The 16,393-nt window shown below is 44.5% G+C and carries 14 protein-coding genes; 5 read left to right on the top strand and 9 right to left on the bottom strand.

Annotation, left to right across the window (positions count from 1 at the left end; all coding sequences use genetic code 11):
• Window positions 1-18 precede the first annotated feature (18 nt).
• From OQJ86_RS05475 to nrfB, 6 genes are read right to left on the bottom strand one after another with little or no spacing between them, the layout of a single operon-like run.
• A complete protein-coding gene (locus tag OQJ86_RS05475) occupies window positions 19-429 on the bottom strand; it encodes a cytochrome c-type biogenesis protein CcmH (protein WP_265987030.1) in 411 nt (136 codons plus the stop codon).
• Entirely contained in the window at window positions 416-949 is a 534-nt protein-coding gene (locus OQJ86_RS05470) for a DsbE family thiol:disulfide interchange protein (RefSeq protein WP_038871805.1), read from the bottom strand. Before OQJ86_RS05470 ends, OQJ86_RS05475 begins: the two co-directional genes overlap by 14 nt.
• Window positions 927-2,834 (bottom strand): heme lyase CcmF/NrfE family subunit, encoded by a 1,908-nt coding sequence (locus OQJ86_RS05465; RefSeq protein ID WP_265987028.1) that lies wholly within the window; start codon window positions 2,832-2,834, stop codon window positions 927-929. The genes OQJ86_RS05470 and OQJ86_RS05465 overlap by 23 nt, the downstream gene beginning before the upstream one ends.
• Window positions 2,835-2,843: 9 nt before the next feature.
• Window positions 2,844-3,815, bottom strand: coding sequence for a cytochrome c nitrite reductase subunit NrfD (gene nrfD / locus OQJ86_RS05460; RefSeq protein WP_265987026.1), 972 nt, complete (start codon window positions 3,813-3,815; stop codon window positions 2,844-2,846).
• Window positions 3,812-4,498 carry a cytochrome c nitrite reductase Fe-S protein gene (gene nrfC, locus OQJ86_RS05455; protein WP_039977595.1) on the bottom strand — a complete coding sequence of 229 codons (687 nt, stop codon included), beginning with the start codon at window positions 4,496-4,498 and terminating at the stop codon, window positions 3,812-3,814. The genes nrfD and nrfC overlap by 4 nt, the downstream gene beginning before the upstream one ends.
• Window position 4,499: 1 nt before the next feature.
• Window positions 4,500-5,102: a cytochrome c nitrite reductase pentaheme subunit gene (nrfB, locus tag OQJ86_RS05450; protein ID WP_265987022.1), complete on the bottom strand. Its 603-nt coding sequence runs from the start codon at window positions 5,100-5,102 to the stop codon at window positions 4,500-4,502.
• A 449-nt stretch (window positions 5,103-5,551) separates the two neighbouring features.
• On the opposite strand from nrfB, the gene nrfA reads away from it, so the two are divergent.
• On the top strand, window positions 5,552-6,979 hold the full coding sequence (nrfA, locus tag OQJ86_RS05445; RefSeq protein WP_038871812.1) for an ammonia-forming nitrite reductase cytochrome c552 subunit: 1,428 nt from the start codon (window positions 5,552-5,554) through the stop codon (window positions 6,977-6,979).
• 105 nt (window positions 6,980-7,084) lie between these two features.
• Here nrfA and OQJ86_RS05440 read toward each other — a convergent pair whose 3' ends face one another.
• The 3 genes from OQJ86_RS05440 to gyrA form a co-directional block, all read right to left on the bottom strand.
• On the bottom strand, window positions 7,085-7,639 hold the full coding sequence (locus tag OQJ86_RS05440; protein ID WP_042605894.1) for a hypothetical protein: 555 nt from the start codon (window positions 7,637-7,639) through the stop codon (window positions 7,085-7,087).
• Between the two features lie 42 nt (window positions 7,640-7,681).
• Entirely contained in the window at window positions 7,682-8,305 is a 624-nt protein-coding gene (locus OQJ86_RS05435) for a tetratricopeptide repeat protein (protein WP_042602730.1), read from the bottom strand.
• A gap of 121 nt (window positions 8,306-8,426) precedes the next feature.
• The gene (gene gyrA / locus OQJ86_RS05430; RefSeq protein WP_038876068.1) at window positions 8,427-11,075 is read right to left on the bottom strand and encodes a DNA gyrase subunit A; all 2,649 of its coding nucleotides are present in this window, start codon (window positions 11,073-11,075) and stop codon (window positions 8,427-8,429) included.
• Between the two features lie 309 nt (window positions 11,076-11,384).
• Here gyrA and ubiG point away from each other — a divergent pair, with 309 nt between their 5' ends.
• From ubiG to yfaE, 4 genes are all read left to right on the top strand, one after another.
• The gene (gene ubiG / locus OQJ86_RS05425) at window positions 11,385-12,092 is read left to right on the top strand and encodes a bifunctional 2-polyprenyl-6-hydroxyphenol methylase/3-demethylubiquinol 3-O-methyltransferase UbiG (protein ID WP_265987014.1); all 708 of its coding nucleotides are present in this window, start codon (window positions 11,385-11,387) and stop codon (window positions 12,090-12,092) included.
• 498 nt (window positions 12,093-12,590) lie between these two features.
• Window positions 12,591-14,873 (top strand): class 1a ribonucleoside-diphosphate reductase subunit alpha, encoded by a 2,283-nt coding sequence (nrdA, locus tag OQJ86_RS05420; protein ID WP_038871826.1) that lies wholly within the window; start codon window positions 12,591-12,593, stop codon window positions 14,871-14,873.
• An 80-nt stretch (window positions 14,874-14,953) separates the two neighbouring features.
• Window positions 14,954-16,087, top strand: a complete 1,134-nt coding sequence (gene nrdB, locus OQJ86_RS05415; protein WP_265987010.1) for a class Ia ribonucleoside-diphosphate reductase subunit beta — start codon at window positions 14,954-14,956, stop codon at window positions 16,085-16,087.
• A complete protein-coding gene (gene yfaE, locus OQJ86_RS05410) occupies window positions 16,087-16,365 on the top strand; it encodes a class I ribonucleotide reductase maintenance protein YfaE (protein ID WP_005443370.1) in 279 nt (92 codons plus the stop codon). The genes nrdB and yfaE overlap by 1 nt, the downstream gene beginning before the upstream one ends.
• Window positions 16,366-16,393: the final 28 nt, after the last annotated feature.

The following is a 16,393-nucleotide window of genomic DNA, read 5'->3' as shown; positions in this document are numbered from 1 at the left end:
AGTGGAATTATCATCACATTAATTACGTTTTGTCATTCGGATCGAATATAAGACAAAAAAGATCAAAAATAGCGCAGGAAAGATCCACAACAATGCTGTGGAATAATTAAACGGCGGCTGATAAAGAACAATATTCCCGTACCTTGCAACTAAATATTCTTTGACCTCTTGTTCTCTACTCCCCTCATTCACCATCGTGTAGACCTTTAAACGTAAGTCTTTTGCCGCTGGGGCATTTGATTCAACAAGGTTTTGATTTTGGCATTGAGGACAGCGTAATGTCTTGGCTAGAGCGGTTGCCTGTTGTTGCACTTCAACAGAATGAAACTGAAATAGATCAACACTCTGCTTAATGTCTTCCGCTTTCACTAAAGATGAAAATAACGTAAAAGCCAACAAACAGGCGAGTAGATAATTAAATCGAAACATCAAAATACTCCGAAAATATATCATTCCATTTATCTTTAGTGAGCTCTCCACGATATTTGATCAACACGATTCCATTTTGATCAATCAAGTAAGTTTCTGGTGTACCTATTACACCAAGTTCAACAGCAAGCTTTCCATTGGGATCACTGATTACCTCTTTATATGGATTTCGTTTAAAGCTCAAATATTCACGAGCGGCTTGTTTTTGGTCTCGATAATTCAAACCAATGATGGGTACACCCTGCTCTGCTAATAGAAGTAATTCATCGTGCTCACTCTTGCATATTCCACACCAAGAAGCCCAAATATTCAGCAATTTATAACCTTCGCTTTTAAACACGGTTTGGTTTACTTCCTTTTCAGAAAGCAATGATATCGAGGTAAAGCTAGGAATCACCAACTTGCGCTGCTCAGACAATTCAACATTGGGCCTGTCAGACAGAGCGGTTGCCGTAAGAGCAGCAAACAAAGCTACAACGCTAACAAGAAAAAACAACTTAAGCGTATTCTTCGACACCATGTGCCACCTTTTTTCTTTTGTTCGCGAGTGTCATTAACGCACCAAATACTGCGATTAGCCCACCACTCCAAATCCACCAGATACCGGCTCGATACTGAAGTTTAATTGCATAGGCATTGGAATCTACTTTATCGCCTAGCGTGACATAGTAGTCTCCATGCCACAATGAACGAATGGCTGGCTCGGTCATATTCATAACTCGAACTGGATAATGGCGTTTTTCCGGTTGAAGGGACAAGGTACGACCATCTTCCAAATGAAGATAAATACTCGCTCGTTCTGCGGTGTAATTTGGACCAATTACCCACTCAATGCCATGATAATCAATACTCACGTCTGAACGTTGGTGCGAGCTCTCAGGCTCAACTCGCAAATGATATTCATAAGAATAGTCACTGTTTATCACCGCCCCAGTTGCGGCGAAGGCAAAACCAATATGTGCCATTACCATAGGAACCAGCGTCACCTTAGCCTCAGACGTTAATATCAGCAAAAAATGGGCGACCACAACCCACACCGCTAACATAATCGTGATCAAACTGGTTGTACGCACGCTTTCAACCGAGAAAACAAACACGAAAGCAGAGCTCACCACTGCCATCATAGCAATCAAGGCAAAGATAAAAGCATTTTTATCCGCTCCCTTTTGCCACCTAAGCAAAGGAATAATCGCCATTACGCCCAATGCTAATAATGACAATGGGAATAGCAAGCTGTTGAAGTAAGGAGCACCAACGGAAATATTACCAAGTCCTAACAGTTGGTAGACCATCGGGTAGAACGTACCCAAGAAAACAATCGCTGTAGTAATGACGAACAAACCTATCGCAACGTAAGTCAAGTATGCTCGGCTAAGAAGAGAAACTAGCTTAAAAGCTTTGATGCCGTCACCTCGAACGATAAGTATCCCAAAAGTGACCACGACCAACAGACTCAACACCGCCAGCAGTAATAAGCCTTTGGTTGGATCAACCGCAAAAGCATGCACCGAGGTAAGAACCCCAGAGCGCACAATGAATGTTCCCAAAATACTCAAGCTAAAAGTCGCAAATGCCAACGCATAGGTACTCCATAGAGCACTTTTATGTCTTTGAGCTAGAACTCCGCTGTGTAACAGTGCGGTTCCGGTTAACCATGGTAATAATGAAGCGTTCTCTACTGGGTCCCAGAACCACCAACCGCCCCACCCTAACTCGTTGTAAGCCCACCAAGAGCCAACCAAAATACCGACAGTGAGTGTCCCCCAAGCAAAGAAAGCGGCACGACGAGCAATCCCGTACCATTCACTCAGAGGACATTTACCCAGCAAAGCAGCTAAAGCAAAGGCCAATATCGCGGCATAACCGACATAACCTAAATAAAGCAGTGGTGGATGAATAATAAGCCCAATGTCTTGCAACATCGGATTCAAGTCTCGTCCTTCTGTAGCTAGGACTTGAGCGTATTCAAAGGGGTTAGAAGTTGTTAATGTGAACCACGCAAAGACGGCTATTAAGACGTTCATGATGCCTAAGCAGTCACCTGTATATTGCGTACTAATAGGAGATTTGAACGCAATAAATGACGCCCACAAGCTAAGCGTTACCACCCAAAACAGCATCGAGCCTTGATGCCCTCCCCATGCGGCAGCAACCTTAAAAGCGACTGGCAAATGGCTATTAGAGTGAGCTATGACATATTCAAGAGCGAAGTTGTCTTTAATGAAACAAAGAACAAGAAGCAATAGACAGATAACGGAAGCTAAACTGATGATGTGCGACGTGGCAATTTGATGTGTTAACGCCACGTTCTTTCCGATAGCACGTCGAAACCAGTGCAACAATGCTGCGCTGCTGGACGCCATGACCACCAATACCAGTAAGAAAAACCCCAATTCAGCTTCCATTTTACCTCCTTATACAACCGTCATTTGGCCTGCATAAAGGATGAACGTACGTAGCATGATTACACCGACCAAGCTCAAAGTGGTAACGACAAAGACATAACTGCCTTTATGGCGCACTTCTGAAGGTATCAGCCTGTTCATGGTAAGAGGTGTTAGCATACCTATTAGTACTACACCAACCCAGAACCACTGCGCCCAAAAGCCACTGGATATCGCGTTCCACGCAGCTGCTTCATTTTGCCCTCCACTGAAGATTAAGCCCGTGAAAAATGTCACCAATACGAACAATTCGAACAACACCACTGGGCGTTCAAACCCGTGAACCCAAGACACGCTAGGGCTGCTAGTCGGTTCTTTAAAGACGAGAATTCCGAACATCAAGCAAGCCGCTGCGCCAGAAGACAAGCTCGAGAACAAGAATAAAATAGGCAGCACTGGGTTGTTAAGCATTGGATAGGTCTTCAATGCAGACAGTAAGAAACCGGTGTATGCAGCTAAGATTATCGCTAAAAATCCCAGAAAAAGTTCTATGGCGTTGTTGCCTTTACCTAACTTAATAAGCAGACCATCAACAAAGTCCAGTAGCTTACTTGGCAGCTTTCCTTCACAGAAGTTGATGATAGGATGGCGGAAAATTACGCCGATCCAGGCAAACAACACAATCATGTACACTTGGAACAGGATAACGCCCATCGACATCACGGAAGTCGGATTGTAGTAAATCATGATCTTCCAAAACTCTAGCGGTTTAGTTAGGTGGAAAATCAGAATAACCAAACCAGCAATGATACCAAATGGCGCCAACCAAGCCATGGCCTTCATGATGCCGTTATTTGCTGGGTCACCCTCGATGACTTTACGTTTTAGATAGATGGCAATCATCACCGCACCAGCGGACATACCCGCTAAGAACAAATAGATCGCGATAATCCAATCCCAGACTAACGAGTCAAAGTGGAAAGCACTTTCAAAGCCGTTCATGATGACACCTCCCCTTTGCTATGCGGAATTTTATACAGCTTAGGTTGCGTACCTAGGTGCGATTTATCCCGGTAAACAACGTGGCCTTCTATCGCTTTGCTCACTTCACTCGTCGGATCGTTCAAATCACCAAATATCAGTGCCTTCGTCGGACAAGACTCCACACAAGCAGGCTGTTTACCTTGCGCTAAATTGGTATCGCGACAGAAATTACATTTATCTGCAGAGTGGTCAACAGGGTTGAAAAAGCGCACTTGGTAAGGGCAGGCCGCTAAGCAATAACCACAGCCGACACATTTCTCTTTGTGCACATCGACGATGCCTGTCGTTTCGTCTTTATATGCAGCACCTGTTGGACAAACATACACACAAGGTGGGTTATCACAGTGCTGGCAAGATTCACGAGTGAATTGGTATTCCACATCAGGGAATTCCCCTATCGGCTCTCCTCGATGAATTTTAAGACGAGTCACACCTTCCGGAACATTATTCACTTCACGACACGCATCAGTACACGCGGTGCAACCAATACAAGCCGTTTCATCGTGTACCATACCTAAACGTTTAGCTCGCTCACTGTCACTGGCATAAAGAGAAGAGCTCACAACGGAAGTGCCTGCAACGCCTGTGGTCAAAATCAGTGCGCCGCTACCGGCTAAGAAATTTCTTCTAGAACATTTCATGCTATCTCTCCTCCTCTTTTGCAAGTTCAGGCTCGATGGCAAATTCAGAGTGACAGTCGACACATTGCTTAATCAGCTCTTTACGGTCGTATGCCAGCGCTTTGGCTTTCGCAGCATGCACATCATGACAATTTGAACACGTCAGGTTTTTCGCGTGTACATCATGCGTCCAGTGACTTTCACGTAACTTCAACGGTGTATGACAATCCACACATTGACTATTGGCTTTAAGGATTAAACTTGGATCAAGAAAGACTTTATCGTGAACTGCTTGAGATTGTACTGCGGAAAACTTAATCACCTCCGAAGCCCCTTCACGGTGATCGGGTCCGATATTACTATGACAATTCGTGCAGTTGAGCTGTTTGCCCTGGCTTAATAGAGCTTGCGGGTCATGCGATAGATTCAGAGTATCTTTGGCGTCCTTATGACACTGGAGACATTTATAGTCTCTGTCACGGATTAATTCGACTTGATGGCGCTCGGTTTGAGCACCTTCAACTAGCTCTGAAGAAGTCGCATGGGCGGCGATGGAAAAACCATAGACGGCAAAGATGAAGAGAAGTTTCAACATTGTCTCTATGGCCAATTTTATATTGCCCATATTTTCTTTCCTTAGCTCTTAAATAAGTGATAATTATTCTCAATTATTTATTTGAGCGACAATTAATTTCCTCTGAAGATATTTTTAACATCTTCAAATGACATCAATTCTTATTTCAGAAAGCCACAACGCTAAACCTATATTTATAATACCTCTATTATTCATAAGAGGTAGAGACAACCGTTCAAAAAGCGAGCTTAATCACCCTATTTTTAAAATGGTTAAAAAGCTAACCCCTTATCAAACAAAGCATTGATAACTACCCCTTTAGGGTTATATAAATTCAAACATGATTGAGATCACTGGTATAAATTGATCTAAAACAAAACAAGTTCCGCTCACTATTTCATCTATTTAATTAAGCCATATTATAAACAGTAGATCTCCGATTCTTATTTGGAATAGCTTCTCACAACGCTGCTAATAAAAATGAATATGGAGATAACACCGTGAGCATAAAACACTGGATGAGCACACCTATCGCGGTTGCGACCTTATTTGCCAGCCAATTATTTTTGGTCGGCGCTCCGTTGGCGGCGGAAGATAAAGGTCTCATCGATCCACGCAATGACGCCTTCGAACAAAACCACCCTGACCAATACCATTCTTGGAAAGCGACATCTGAAAGCGAACATATTGAAGATGCACTCGGAGAAGACCCTAATATGGTCATTCTTTGGGCTGGCTATGGCTTCGCTAAAGACTACAATAAGGCTCGCGGGCACTTTTACGCTCTCGATGATGTTCGTCAAACACTTCGCACTGGTGCTCCCACCGATGAAAAATCAGGTCCCATGCCAATGGCGTGTTGGAGCTGTAAGAGCCCAGATGTCGCACGTGTGATTGATGAACGAGGTGAAGATGGGTATTTCGAGGGAAAATGGGCACGCTTGGGCTCAGAAATCGTAAATCCTATTGGCTGCTCTGACTGTCACGATACTCGCTCTGAGGAGTTCAAAAATGGCGAGCCAGCACTTGCGGTCACTCGCCCGTATGTTGAGCGAGCTTTTGATACGATTGGCAAAAAATTTGATGAGCAATCCCGCCTCGATCAACAAGCCTCTGTTTGTGCACAATGCCACGTTGAATACTACTTCACAGGCCCAACAAAAGCGGTCAAATTCCCTTGGGATATGGGAACTTCAGTAAACGACATGGAGAAGTATTACGACGCACTAAACTTCAAAGATTGGACGCATGCCGTTTCTAAAGCACCCATGTTAAAAGCACAACACCCTGGTTACGAAACTTGGCGAGAAGGCATCCACGGTAAGAACAAAGTAGTTTGTGTAGACTGTCACATGCCGAAAGTAACCAAAGAAGATGGCACTGTGTATACCGATCATAAAGTCGGTAACCCATTTGATCGCTTTGATGATACGTGCGCGCAATGCCACACTCAAACAAAAGAGCAGCTACAGGGCATCGTTTCAACACGTAAGGCGCAAGTATTGAACATGAAGCTAACCGCCGAGAAACAAATCGTTGCTGCACACTTTGAAGCAGGAGCGGCTTGGGATGCCGGTGCAACAGAAGAAGAAATGCAACCAATCTTACAAGACATCCGTCACGCACAATGGCGTTGGGACTATGCAATAGCGTCTCACGGTGTCCACATGCATGCACCTGAAGTTGCGCTCGAAGTGCTCGGTACCGCCGTTGACCGTGCTGCGGATGCGCGTACTAAACTTGTTCGTCTACTTGCGAAGAAAGGCATTACCGAACCAGTACAGATCCCGGACATCTCCACTAAAGCGAAAGCGCAGCAAGCACTCGGTATGGACATGGAGAAAATGAACGCCGATAAGAAAGACTTCTTGGAAACCATTGCTCCAGATTGGGATAAGGCTGCAGCCGAACGCGAAGCCACGTACTAATTAAACTGACAGATATGGTTAAATAGATACGACAAGGGGCGCACAGTACGCCCCTTTCTTTATTTCTTCACCCTCGATCTTATCGAGAGATAAAAATTAGATTCACTAGCGACGAGGAAGCCTCGGCCTAGGTTGGATATTTGGACGTGCTTTAGGCATCTGCACATTTGGACGAGCAACTGGTCGCTGGATTTTCGTTTCAGGTAATGCTTTTCTTTGTTGAACCTTTTCTTTCAAGGCTTTGTCTTGTAAAGCTGCAGGCTCAATACGCTCCGGACGATTTTCCCACTTGGTTTGAATCTCCTGCTTTTGTTCTTCAGGAAGCGATTGCCAATGGTCGTCTAACTGACGCTTCATATTGTCAATATTGGCGGACATATCATCGTCCTTCCAATCTTCTACCTTGTCTTTAATCGATTGCTGTTGGTCTTCATCTAAGCCATTCCACCATTCTTCGAGCTTCTCTTTGTATTCATCGTCGTTGTCGCAACAACCCGGGTAGTAATAAATCCAGTAGTCGTCATGATCGTACCACCAAGGATCATAGTAACCTGAAGAATAATAAACCGAAGAGGAAGAGCCAGAATGATCGGAAGAGCTACAACCCGCCAATATAGAGCCGCACAGCAAAACCAATATGCTCAGTGCTTTATTTTTCATTCGTTGCCCACCTTTCCCTCTACTGCTTATTAAATTGTACGCCTACAACAGCTCTTTTGCTTTGTTGATAGAGTTAATGATTTGCACTCTATCTAAGTTTGGATCATTAGAATCTAATAATAGTACCCAAGTATCAATGGCCTCCTGAAAGCGGAATGACAAAAAATGGTCATTTGCGATCAAAGACAAAGCCGCTTCATTGTGAGGTTCAAGTTGTAGCGCTTGTTCAAGCAACAAACCCACTTCATCCGTCATTGCTTGCTTATGAATGTAATACAGGGTCGTCGCTTTAGCGGCAAGCTGAGTAGCACTGACAGGGTCAGTCAATTGGATCGCGTAGTCGAAACAAATAAGAGCACCATCAAACTCTCCTTCGAGCAAATAGCCCTGCCCTAGCTGGAACCAAAGCTCGGCATTATTAGGCTCCTCCCGAAGTTGGGTTTGAATCTCTTCCATGATGTCGCGAGTGGTCATCATGCGTGACATTTCGGCTTGAATCGGCGGTGGCGGCGGTTGTCGAAATAGCAAAAAGCCAGCGGTCGTCAGAACGAAAACTAATACGCAAAAACCAAACCATTTTGCCGGTTTTATTCGAGACGCGCTCAAGGACAACAAGACGATGAACAAACCCATCAACGTGATGGCAACAAAAAACCAAACAGACATAACACGACCTATCGGAGAATGTACGCACAGTTTACTGGTTTATGATTTGAATTGCGGTGATACAAATACAAAAAAGCCGAGCATTTCGCTCGGCTTTCACATTTAGCTATGAAGGTGAAGATTATTCTTCTTCAGAGCCTTCTTCTGCGTCATCTGCTTTTGGCGCTTCAGGTGCTTGTTGCTCTGCATTCACTTCTGTCGTTTCGGCTGCTTCTGCTTCTTCGCCTTCAGGCAATTCAACTTCTTCAACTTCATCGATACGCTGTAGGCCAACCACTGATTCGTCTTCTGCTGTACGGATCAGAGTCACACCTTGAGTGTTACGACCAACTTGGCTAACTTCTGCAACACGTGTACGAACTAGAGTACCAGCGTCGGTGATCATCATCATCTCGTCGCCTTCTTCTACTTGTACCGCACCAACTACTGGACCGTTACGTTCAGAAACCTTGATAGACACAACGCCCTGAGTTGCACGACCTTTCGTTGGGTATTCTGCTAGTTCAGTACGTTTACCATAACCGTTTTGAGTAACGGTTAGGATGTCACCTTCGTTCGATGGAACGATCAGAGAAACCACTTGGTCATCGTCTGCTAACTTCATACCGCGAACACCCGCCGCTGTACGACCCATTGCACGTACTTTGTCTTCGCTAAAGCGAACCACTTTACCTGCTTTAGAGAACAGCATGATGTCACTATCGCCGTTGGTGATATCAACACCAATTAGCGAGTCATCATCACGCAAGTTAACAGCGATTAGACCGTTTGAACGTACGTTTGCAAACTGGTTTAGTGGGGTCTTCTTAACCGTACCGTCACCCGTTGCCATGAAGATAAATTTCTCTGGAGAGAACTCATCAACAGGAAGGATTGCAGTAATACGCTCGCCTTCCTCTAGCGGAAGGATGTTTACGATTGGCTTACCACGAGCAGTGCGAGTTGCATGCGGCAATTGGTAAACTTTCAGACGGTAAGTCTTACCACGAGTAGAGAAACATAGGATGTTATCGTGAGTATTTGCAACAAGTAGACGCTCGATGAAGTCTTCATCTTTCATCTTCGTTGCACTCTTACCTTTACCACCACGACGCTGAGCTTCGTAGTCGCTTAGAATTTGGTACTTAACGTAACCTTCGTGAGACAGAGTCACAACCACGTCTTCACGAGCAATCAGCTCTTCCATGTCAATGTCATGGGTTGCTGCTGTGATTTCTGTACGACGAACATCACCGTAACTATCACGAACTGCTTCTAATTCTTCGCGGATCACTTCCATTAGACGCTCAGTGCTTGCAAGGATATGCATTAGCTCTGCAATTTCTTCTAGAAGTGCTTTGTATTCATCAAGAATCTTCTCGTGCTCTAGACCGGTTAGGCGGTGTAGACGAAGTTCTAGGATTGCTTGCGCTTGAGTTTCAGTTAGGTAGTACAGACCATCACGGATACCGTATTGATCTTCTAGCCATTCTGGACGAGCTGCATCAGTACCAGCACGCTCAAGCATTGATGCTACGTTACCAAGATCCCAACCACGCGATACCAAGCCAACTTTTGCTTCTGCTGGTGTTGGTGCGTTTTTGATCAACTCAATAACTTCATCGATGTTTGCAAGAGCAAGAGACAGTGCTTCAAGGATATGAGCACGTTCACGCGCTTTGCGTAGTTCGAAGATAGTACGACGAGTTACAACTTCACGACGGTGGTCAACGAAGCACTTCAACATGTCTTTTAAGTTGAATAGCTGTGGTTGGCCGTTGTTTAGCGCAACCATGTTGATACCGAAAGTGGTTTGAAGCTGAGTTTGTGCGTAAAGGTTGTTTAGTACAACTTCACCCACTGCATCGCGCTTACATTCAATAACAATACGCATACCGTCTTTATCCGACTCGTCGCGCAGTGCACTGATGCCTTCTACTTTCTTATCTTTCACTAGCTCAGCGATCTTTTCGATCAAGCGAGCTTTGTTTACCTGGTAAGGGATTTCAGTGACGATGATGGTTTCTTTACCATTCTTCTCCACTTCGATGTCCGCTTTTGAACGCATGTAGATTTTGCCACGACCAGTTTTGTACGCGTCTACGATGCCTTTACGACCGCTGATAAGTGCTGCCGTAGGGAAATCAGGACCAGGAATGTAATCCATCAGTTCATCAATGGTGATTTCTTCATTATTGATGAATGCAAGACAGCCATCGATCACTTCGCCAAGGTTGTGTGGCGGGATGTTGGTTGCCATACCTACCGCGATACCAGAAGCACCGTTTACCAATAGGTTAGGAATTTTCGTTGGAAGAACCGCTGGGATTTGCTCCGTACCATCGTAGTTAGGTACGTAGTCCACGGTTTCTTTATCTAGGTCAGCCAGAAGCTCGTGGGCAATTTTCGCCATACGTACTTCGGTATAACGCATTGCCGCAGCAGAGTCGCCATCGATCGAGCCAAAGTTACCTTGACCATCGACCAGCATGTAACGAAGTGAGAACGGCTGAGCCATACGTACGATTGTGTCGTACACAGCACTATCACCGTGTGGGTGATATTTACCGATTACGTCGCCGACAACACGGGCTGATTTTTTATATGGTTTGTTCCAATCGTTGCCTAGTACGTTCATCGCGAATAAAACGCGGCGGTGTACTGGTTTTAGGCCATCACGCACATCTGGAAGAGCACGACCCACGATTACTGACATCGCGTAGTCTAGGTATGAACCTCTAAGCTCATCTTCAATGTTTACGGGCGTGATCTCTTTAGCTAAATCGCTCATAGAGCCATTATCCCTCTATTATCTGATCGTAATTACGATACGTGTAAGGTGCAAAAATATAACACACAATTCATCAACGGGGCATCACTTTCCCGCTCCTTTTATCAGGTTGTGAGCTTCGTTATGAGTTAAATGAAGAGAATTTGCACATTCATCCCATATCTTTCTGAAAACTGACTATATTTCCACCAACGTCGTTCAAAAATCTCCCCTGTAGCGATTGTGAGAAAAGAAGCAGTTTTAACGTATCGTACCATTGGAGTATAATCGCGCCTTCCAAAGGACTATTAGCGAAGCGATATAACTATCATGACTAAAGCACAAAACGTCGACCCTAGTGAAATTAAGAAATTCGAAGAGATGGCTTCTCGTTGGTGGGATTTAGAGGGCGAGTTCAAACCTCTTCACCAAATTAACCCGCTTCGCTTGAACTATGTCCTAGACAAAGCCGATGGCCTGTTTGGGAAGAAAGTGCTCGATGTTGGCTGCGGTGGTGGCATCCTTGCCGAGAGTATGGCAAAAGAAGGCGCCGTCGTTACCGGGCTAGATATGGGTAAAGAGCCTCTCGAAGTTGCTCGTCTTCATGCGCTTGAAACAGGCACCAAGTTGACTTACATCCAAAGCACGATTGAAGACCATGCAGAAGAAAATGCGGGGTCTTACGATGTCGTCACTTGTATGGAAATGCTTGAGCACGTGCCAGACCCGCTTTCAGTTATTCGGTCGTGTGCGGCACTTGTGAAACCTGGTGGCCATGTCTTCTTCTCTACACTAAACCGCAACATCAAATCTTACTTGCTTGCGATTGTGGGTGCTGAAAAACTATTAAAGATTGTTCCTGAAGGCACGCACGACCATGAAAAGTTCATTAAGCCAGCAGAAATGATGAAGATGATAGACCAAACTGACCTAACAGAAATGGGCATCACCGGCTTACATTACAACCCGCTAAACGACAGTTACAAACTAGGCCGTAATGTGGATGTAAACTACATCGTGCACACTCAGAAGTATTGATAATGTCACCATCTCGCCAAGAGATATCCTTTCATTAAAATATGAAATTAAGTGAAAAGCGGTAGCATAAATGCACCGCTTTTTTTGTCATATTCTGTATAAAAATAGTGCTCTAGATTCCATTTTGACCAATCTATTTTTAACAGACAAAAACTATCAAAGATCAAGGAAAATATTTTTACATGCGGTTATTTATGAACCGATCTGAAAAACGTAATTTTCCCCATTCAAGTCCGCCCTTTTCTCATCGGTTAGTGTTCACTTACTGATTTTTTTTATTTTGTTAGTTATCCACAAGTCATCCCAAACCTGTGCCTTGAAAAATTGGGGTAACAGCACTATCTTGTAACTCGAAAACAAATTAACCCCTATATGTTGTGTTTAAGCTACAATATATAGATAGACTTTGATCACAAAGCCGCCGCAAATTTTACAAGTTTTGCACATAAACAAACAAAAACACGGCTTTTATCAGTTTTCTTAGGGAAATAAAGCAGAATGAACCAACAACTTACCGTCACCAAGCGTGATGGCCGTAAAGAAACTATCGATCTGGAAAAAATCCATCGCGTTATCACTTGGGCTGCCGAAGGTCTTAACAACGTTTCAGTATCTCAAGTAGAACTGCGTGCTCACATCCAGTTTTACGACGGCATCACCACGTCAGATATCCATGAGACGATGATCAAGTCTGCCGCAGACCTGATTTCAGAAGAAACACCGGACTACCAATACCTAGCTGCTCGCCTAGCGGTATTCCACCTACGTAAAAAAGCATACGGCCAATACGAGCCGCCAACGCTATACAATCACGTAGCTCGTCTTATTGATATGGGTAAGTACGATCAGCACATTCTGGAAGACTACACAAAAGAAGAACTAGACGAACTTGATGCGTACCTAGACCACAAACGCGATCTAGACTTCTCTTACGCTGCTGTAAAACAGCTAGAAGGTAAGTACTTCGTACAGAACCGTGTATCTGGCGAGATCTACGAAAGTGCTCAGTTCCTATACATCCTAGTTTCAGCTTGTCTGTTCGCAAATTACCCGAAAGAAACACGCCTTGATTACATCAAGCGTTTCTACGATGCGACATCGACATTTAAGATTTCTCTACCTACACCGATCATGTCTGGTGTACGTACTCCTACTCGTCAGTTCAGCTCATGCGTGCTGATCGAGTGTGGTGATAGCCTTGATTCTATCAACGCAACGGCGAGCTCAATCGTACGTTATGTATCTCAACGTGCTGGTATCGGTATCAACGCAGGTCGTATCCGTGCGCTAGGTTCTGAAATCCGTGGTGGTGAAGCATTCCACACTGGTTGTATCCCATTCTACAAATACTTCCAAACTGCAGTGAAATGTTGTTCTCAAGGTGGTGTTCGTGGTGGTGCTGCGACGGTGTTCTACCCACTATGGCACGGTGAAGCTCGTTCACTGATGGTTCTTAAGAACAACCGTGGTGTTGAAGAGAACCGTGTTCGTCACATGGATTACGGTGTTCAGTTAAACAAACTGATGTACCAACGCTTGGTAGAGGGTGGCAACATCACGCTGTTCTCACCATCTGACGTACCAGGCCTATATGACGCATTCTTCGAAAACCAAGAAGAATTTGAACGTCTATACGTGAAATACGAGAACGATCCTTCAATCAAGAAAGAGACCGTTAAAGCGATTGAAATGTTCACTCTGCTAATGCAAGAGCGTGCATCAACGGGTCGTATCTACATTCAGAACGTAGACCACTGTAACACTCACAGCCCGTTCGACTCAGAAGTCGCGCCAGTTCGTCAATCAAACCTATGTTTAGAGATCGCACTGCCAACTAAGCCTCTGAAGAACGTTGAAGATGACTCAGGCGAGATCGCACTATGTACGCTTTCTGCGTTCAACCTTGGTGCAATCAAATCTCTTGATGATTTCGAAGAGCTATCTGAACTTGTAGTCCGTGCACTAGATGCACTACTTGATTACCAAGATTACCCACTACCAGCAGCATACAAGTCGACAATGAACCGTCGTACGCTGGGCGTTGGTGTTATCAACTACGCATACTACCTAGCGAAGAACGGTGTTAAATACTCTGACGGTAGCGCAAACGGTCTAACGCACCGTACATTCGAAGCGATTCAATACTACCTATTGAAAGCATCGGTAGCACTTGCGAAAGAACAAGGTAAGTGTCCTTCGTTCCACGAAACGAACTACGCGAAAGGCTTATTGCCAATCGACACTTACAAGAAAGACATCGATCTTATCTGTGAAGAAGAACTTCATTACGACTGGGATAGTCTACGCAAAGAAATCGTTGAACACGGTCTACGTAACTCAACACTGACTGCGCTGATGCCATCAGAGACTTCTTCTCAAATTTCGAACGCAACAAATGGTATTGAGCCACCACGTGGTTATGTATCAGTAAAAGCATCGAAAGACGGTATCCTGAAGCAAGTTGTGCCTGATTTCACTGAGCTGAAAGACAACTATGAACTGCTTTGGAACATCGGTTCTAACGACGGTTACTTGCATCTTGTGGGTATCATGCAGAAATTCGTTGACCAAGCGATCTCAGCTAACACAAACTACGACCCATCAGGTTACGAAACTGGCAAGGTTCCAATGAAGAAGCTTCTTCAAGACCTGCTAACTGCGTATAAGTTTGGTGTGAAGACACTTTACTACCATAACACTCGTGATGGCGCGAAAGACGACCAGAAAGACGCAGTTCAACCACAAGATGACGATTGTGCAGGCGGCGGTTGTAAGATTTAATCTTCCCAACTGAACAATACGTAAAAACAGACTATCGAACGCCTCCCCTCTTGGGGAGGTCTAAAAGGAATTGAGGCATTATGGCTTACAGTACTTTTAACCAGAACAAAAATGACCAGCTAAAGGAACCAATGTTCCTTGGTCAATCCGTGAACGTTGCTCGTTACGACCAACAAAAATTCGAAATTTTCGAAAAGCTAATCGAAAAACAATTGTCTTTCTTCTGGCGTCCAGAAGAAGTTGACGTGTCAAGCGACCGCATCGATTACAACAAGCTACCAGATCACGAGAAGCACATCTTCATCTCAAACTTGAAGTACCAAACGCTTCTAGATTCAATCCAAGGTCGTAGCCCGAACGTAGCACTACTTCCGCTTGTTTCTTTGCCAGAGCTAGAAACATGGATTGAGACTTGGTCTTTCTCTGAAACGATCCACTCTCGTTCATACACGCACATCATCCGTAACATCGTGAATGACCCAAGTGTTGTATTCGATGACATCGTTAAAAATGAGCATATCCTAAAGCGCGCGAAAGACATTGCACACTACTATGATGATTTGATCCAAGCGACAAATGATTACCACCGCTACGGTGAAGGCGAGCACGTTCTAAATGGCGAAACGGTTAAAGTTAGCCTGTACGACTTGAAGAAGAAATTGTACGTGTGCTTGATGTCAGTAAACGCACTAGAAGCCATCCGCTTCTACGTAAGTTTTGCTTGTTCATTCGCTTTCGCAGAGCGTGAGCTGATGGAAGGTAACGCGAAAATCATCAAGCTGATCGCACGTGATGAAGCCCTTCACCTGAACGGCACGCAACACATGATCAACTTGCTACGCAACGGCCAAGATGACTTCACATTCATGCAAATCGCTGAAGAAGCAAAACAAGACTGTTTTGATCTTTTCAAAGAAGCGGCTGAGCAAGAAAAGGAATGGGCAGAGTACCTATTTAAAGACGGTTCAATGATCGGTCTGAACAAAGATATCCTGAGCCAATACGTTGAGTACATCACCAACATCCGTATGCAAGCGGTAGGTCTACCAATGGCATACCCAGAAGCAACAACGAACCCTATCCCATGGATCAACGCTTGGTTGTCATCGGATAACGTTCAAGTAGCGCCACAAGAAGCAGAGATTTCTTCTTACCTTGTTGGTCAAATTGACAACGAAGTAAGCGCAGACGACTTCGAAGGATTTGAGCTGTAATGCCAAGCATCAAAATCAACAAACTCGTCAGCATTGAGTCTAACCCATCCAATACTATTTTGGAGACGATGGAGCAAGCTGGACTGTTACCAGAATATAACTGCCGAGACGGCCACTGTGGTGCTTGTCGCTGCAAGTTAGAATCTGGTGAAGTAGAGTATGTAGGTTTTGCAATGGCTTACACTCAGCCAGATGAGATTCTGCCTTGTATTTGCAAAGCGAAATCCAGTGTTTCGCTTAGTGGCGTAAACTATGCGATGAAAGAAAAACGCGCATAAGCTTAGCTCTAACAAATACAAAAAAGCC

Origin of the sequence: Vibrio sp. Sgm 5 (assembly GCF_026241575.1) — a bacterium.
Lineage (GTDB): Bacteria > Pseudomonadota > Gammaproteobacteria > Enterobacterales > Vibrionaceae > Vibrio > Vibrio jasicida.
Note: the sequence above shows the minus strand (reverse complement) of the source record. Positions and strands in the feature narration are given on the sequence as shown.

Coding starts and splice junctions, on each gene's coding strand:
- OQJ86_RS05440 (WP_042605894.1), bottom strand. CDS start 7,639: ATGAAAAATAAAGCACTGAGCATATTGGTTTTGCTGTGCGGCTCTATA.
- OQJ86_RS05470 (WP_038871805.1), bottom strand. CDS start 949: ATGGTGTCGAAGAATACGCTTAAGTTGTTTTTTCTTGTTAGCGTTGTA.
- nrdB (WP_265987010.1), top strand. CDS start 14,954: ATGGCTTACAGTACTTTTAACCAGAACAAAAATGACCAGCTAAAGGAA.
- nrfC (WP_039977595.1), bottom strand. CDS start 4,498: ATGAAATGTTCTAGAAGAAATTTCTTAGCCGGTAGCGGCGCACTGATT.
- OQJ86_RS05475 (WP_265987030.1), bottom strand. CDS start 429: ATGTTTCGATTTAATTATCTACTCGCCTGTTTGTTGGCTTTTACGTTA.
- yfaE (WP_005443370.1), top strand. CDS start 16,087: ATGCCAAGCATCAAAATCAACAAACTCGTCAGCATTGAGTCTAACCCA.
- OQJ86_RS05465 (WP_265987028.1), bottom strand. CDS start 2,834: ATGGAAGCTGAATTGGGGTTTTTCTTACTGGTATTGGTGGTCATGGCG.
- nrdA (WP_038871826.1), top strand. CDS start 12,591: ATGAACCAACAACTTACCGTCACCAAGCGTGATGGCCGTAAAGAAACT.
- ubiG (WP_265987014.1), top strand. CDS start 11,385: ATGACTAAAGCACAAAACGTCGACCCTAGTGAAATTAAGAAATTCGAA.
- nrfB (WP_265987022.1), bottom strand. CDS start 5,102: ATGGGCAATATAAAATTGGCCATAGAGACAATGTTGAAACTTCTCTTC.
- OQJ86_RS05435 (WP_042602730.1), bottom strand. CDS start 8,305: ATGTCTGTTTGGTTTTTTGTTGCCATCACGTTGATGGGTTTGTTCATC.
- nrfD (WP_265987026.1), bottom strand. CDS start 3,815: ATGAACGGCTTTGAAAGTGCTTTCCACTTTGACTCGTTAGTCTGGGAT.
- gyrA (WP_038876068.1), bottom strand. CDS start 11,075: ATGAGCGATTTAGCTAAAGAGATCACGCCCGTAAACATTGAAGATGAG.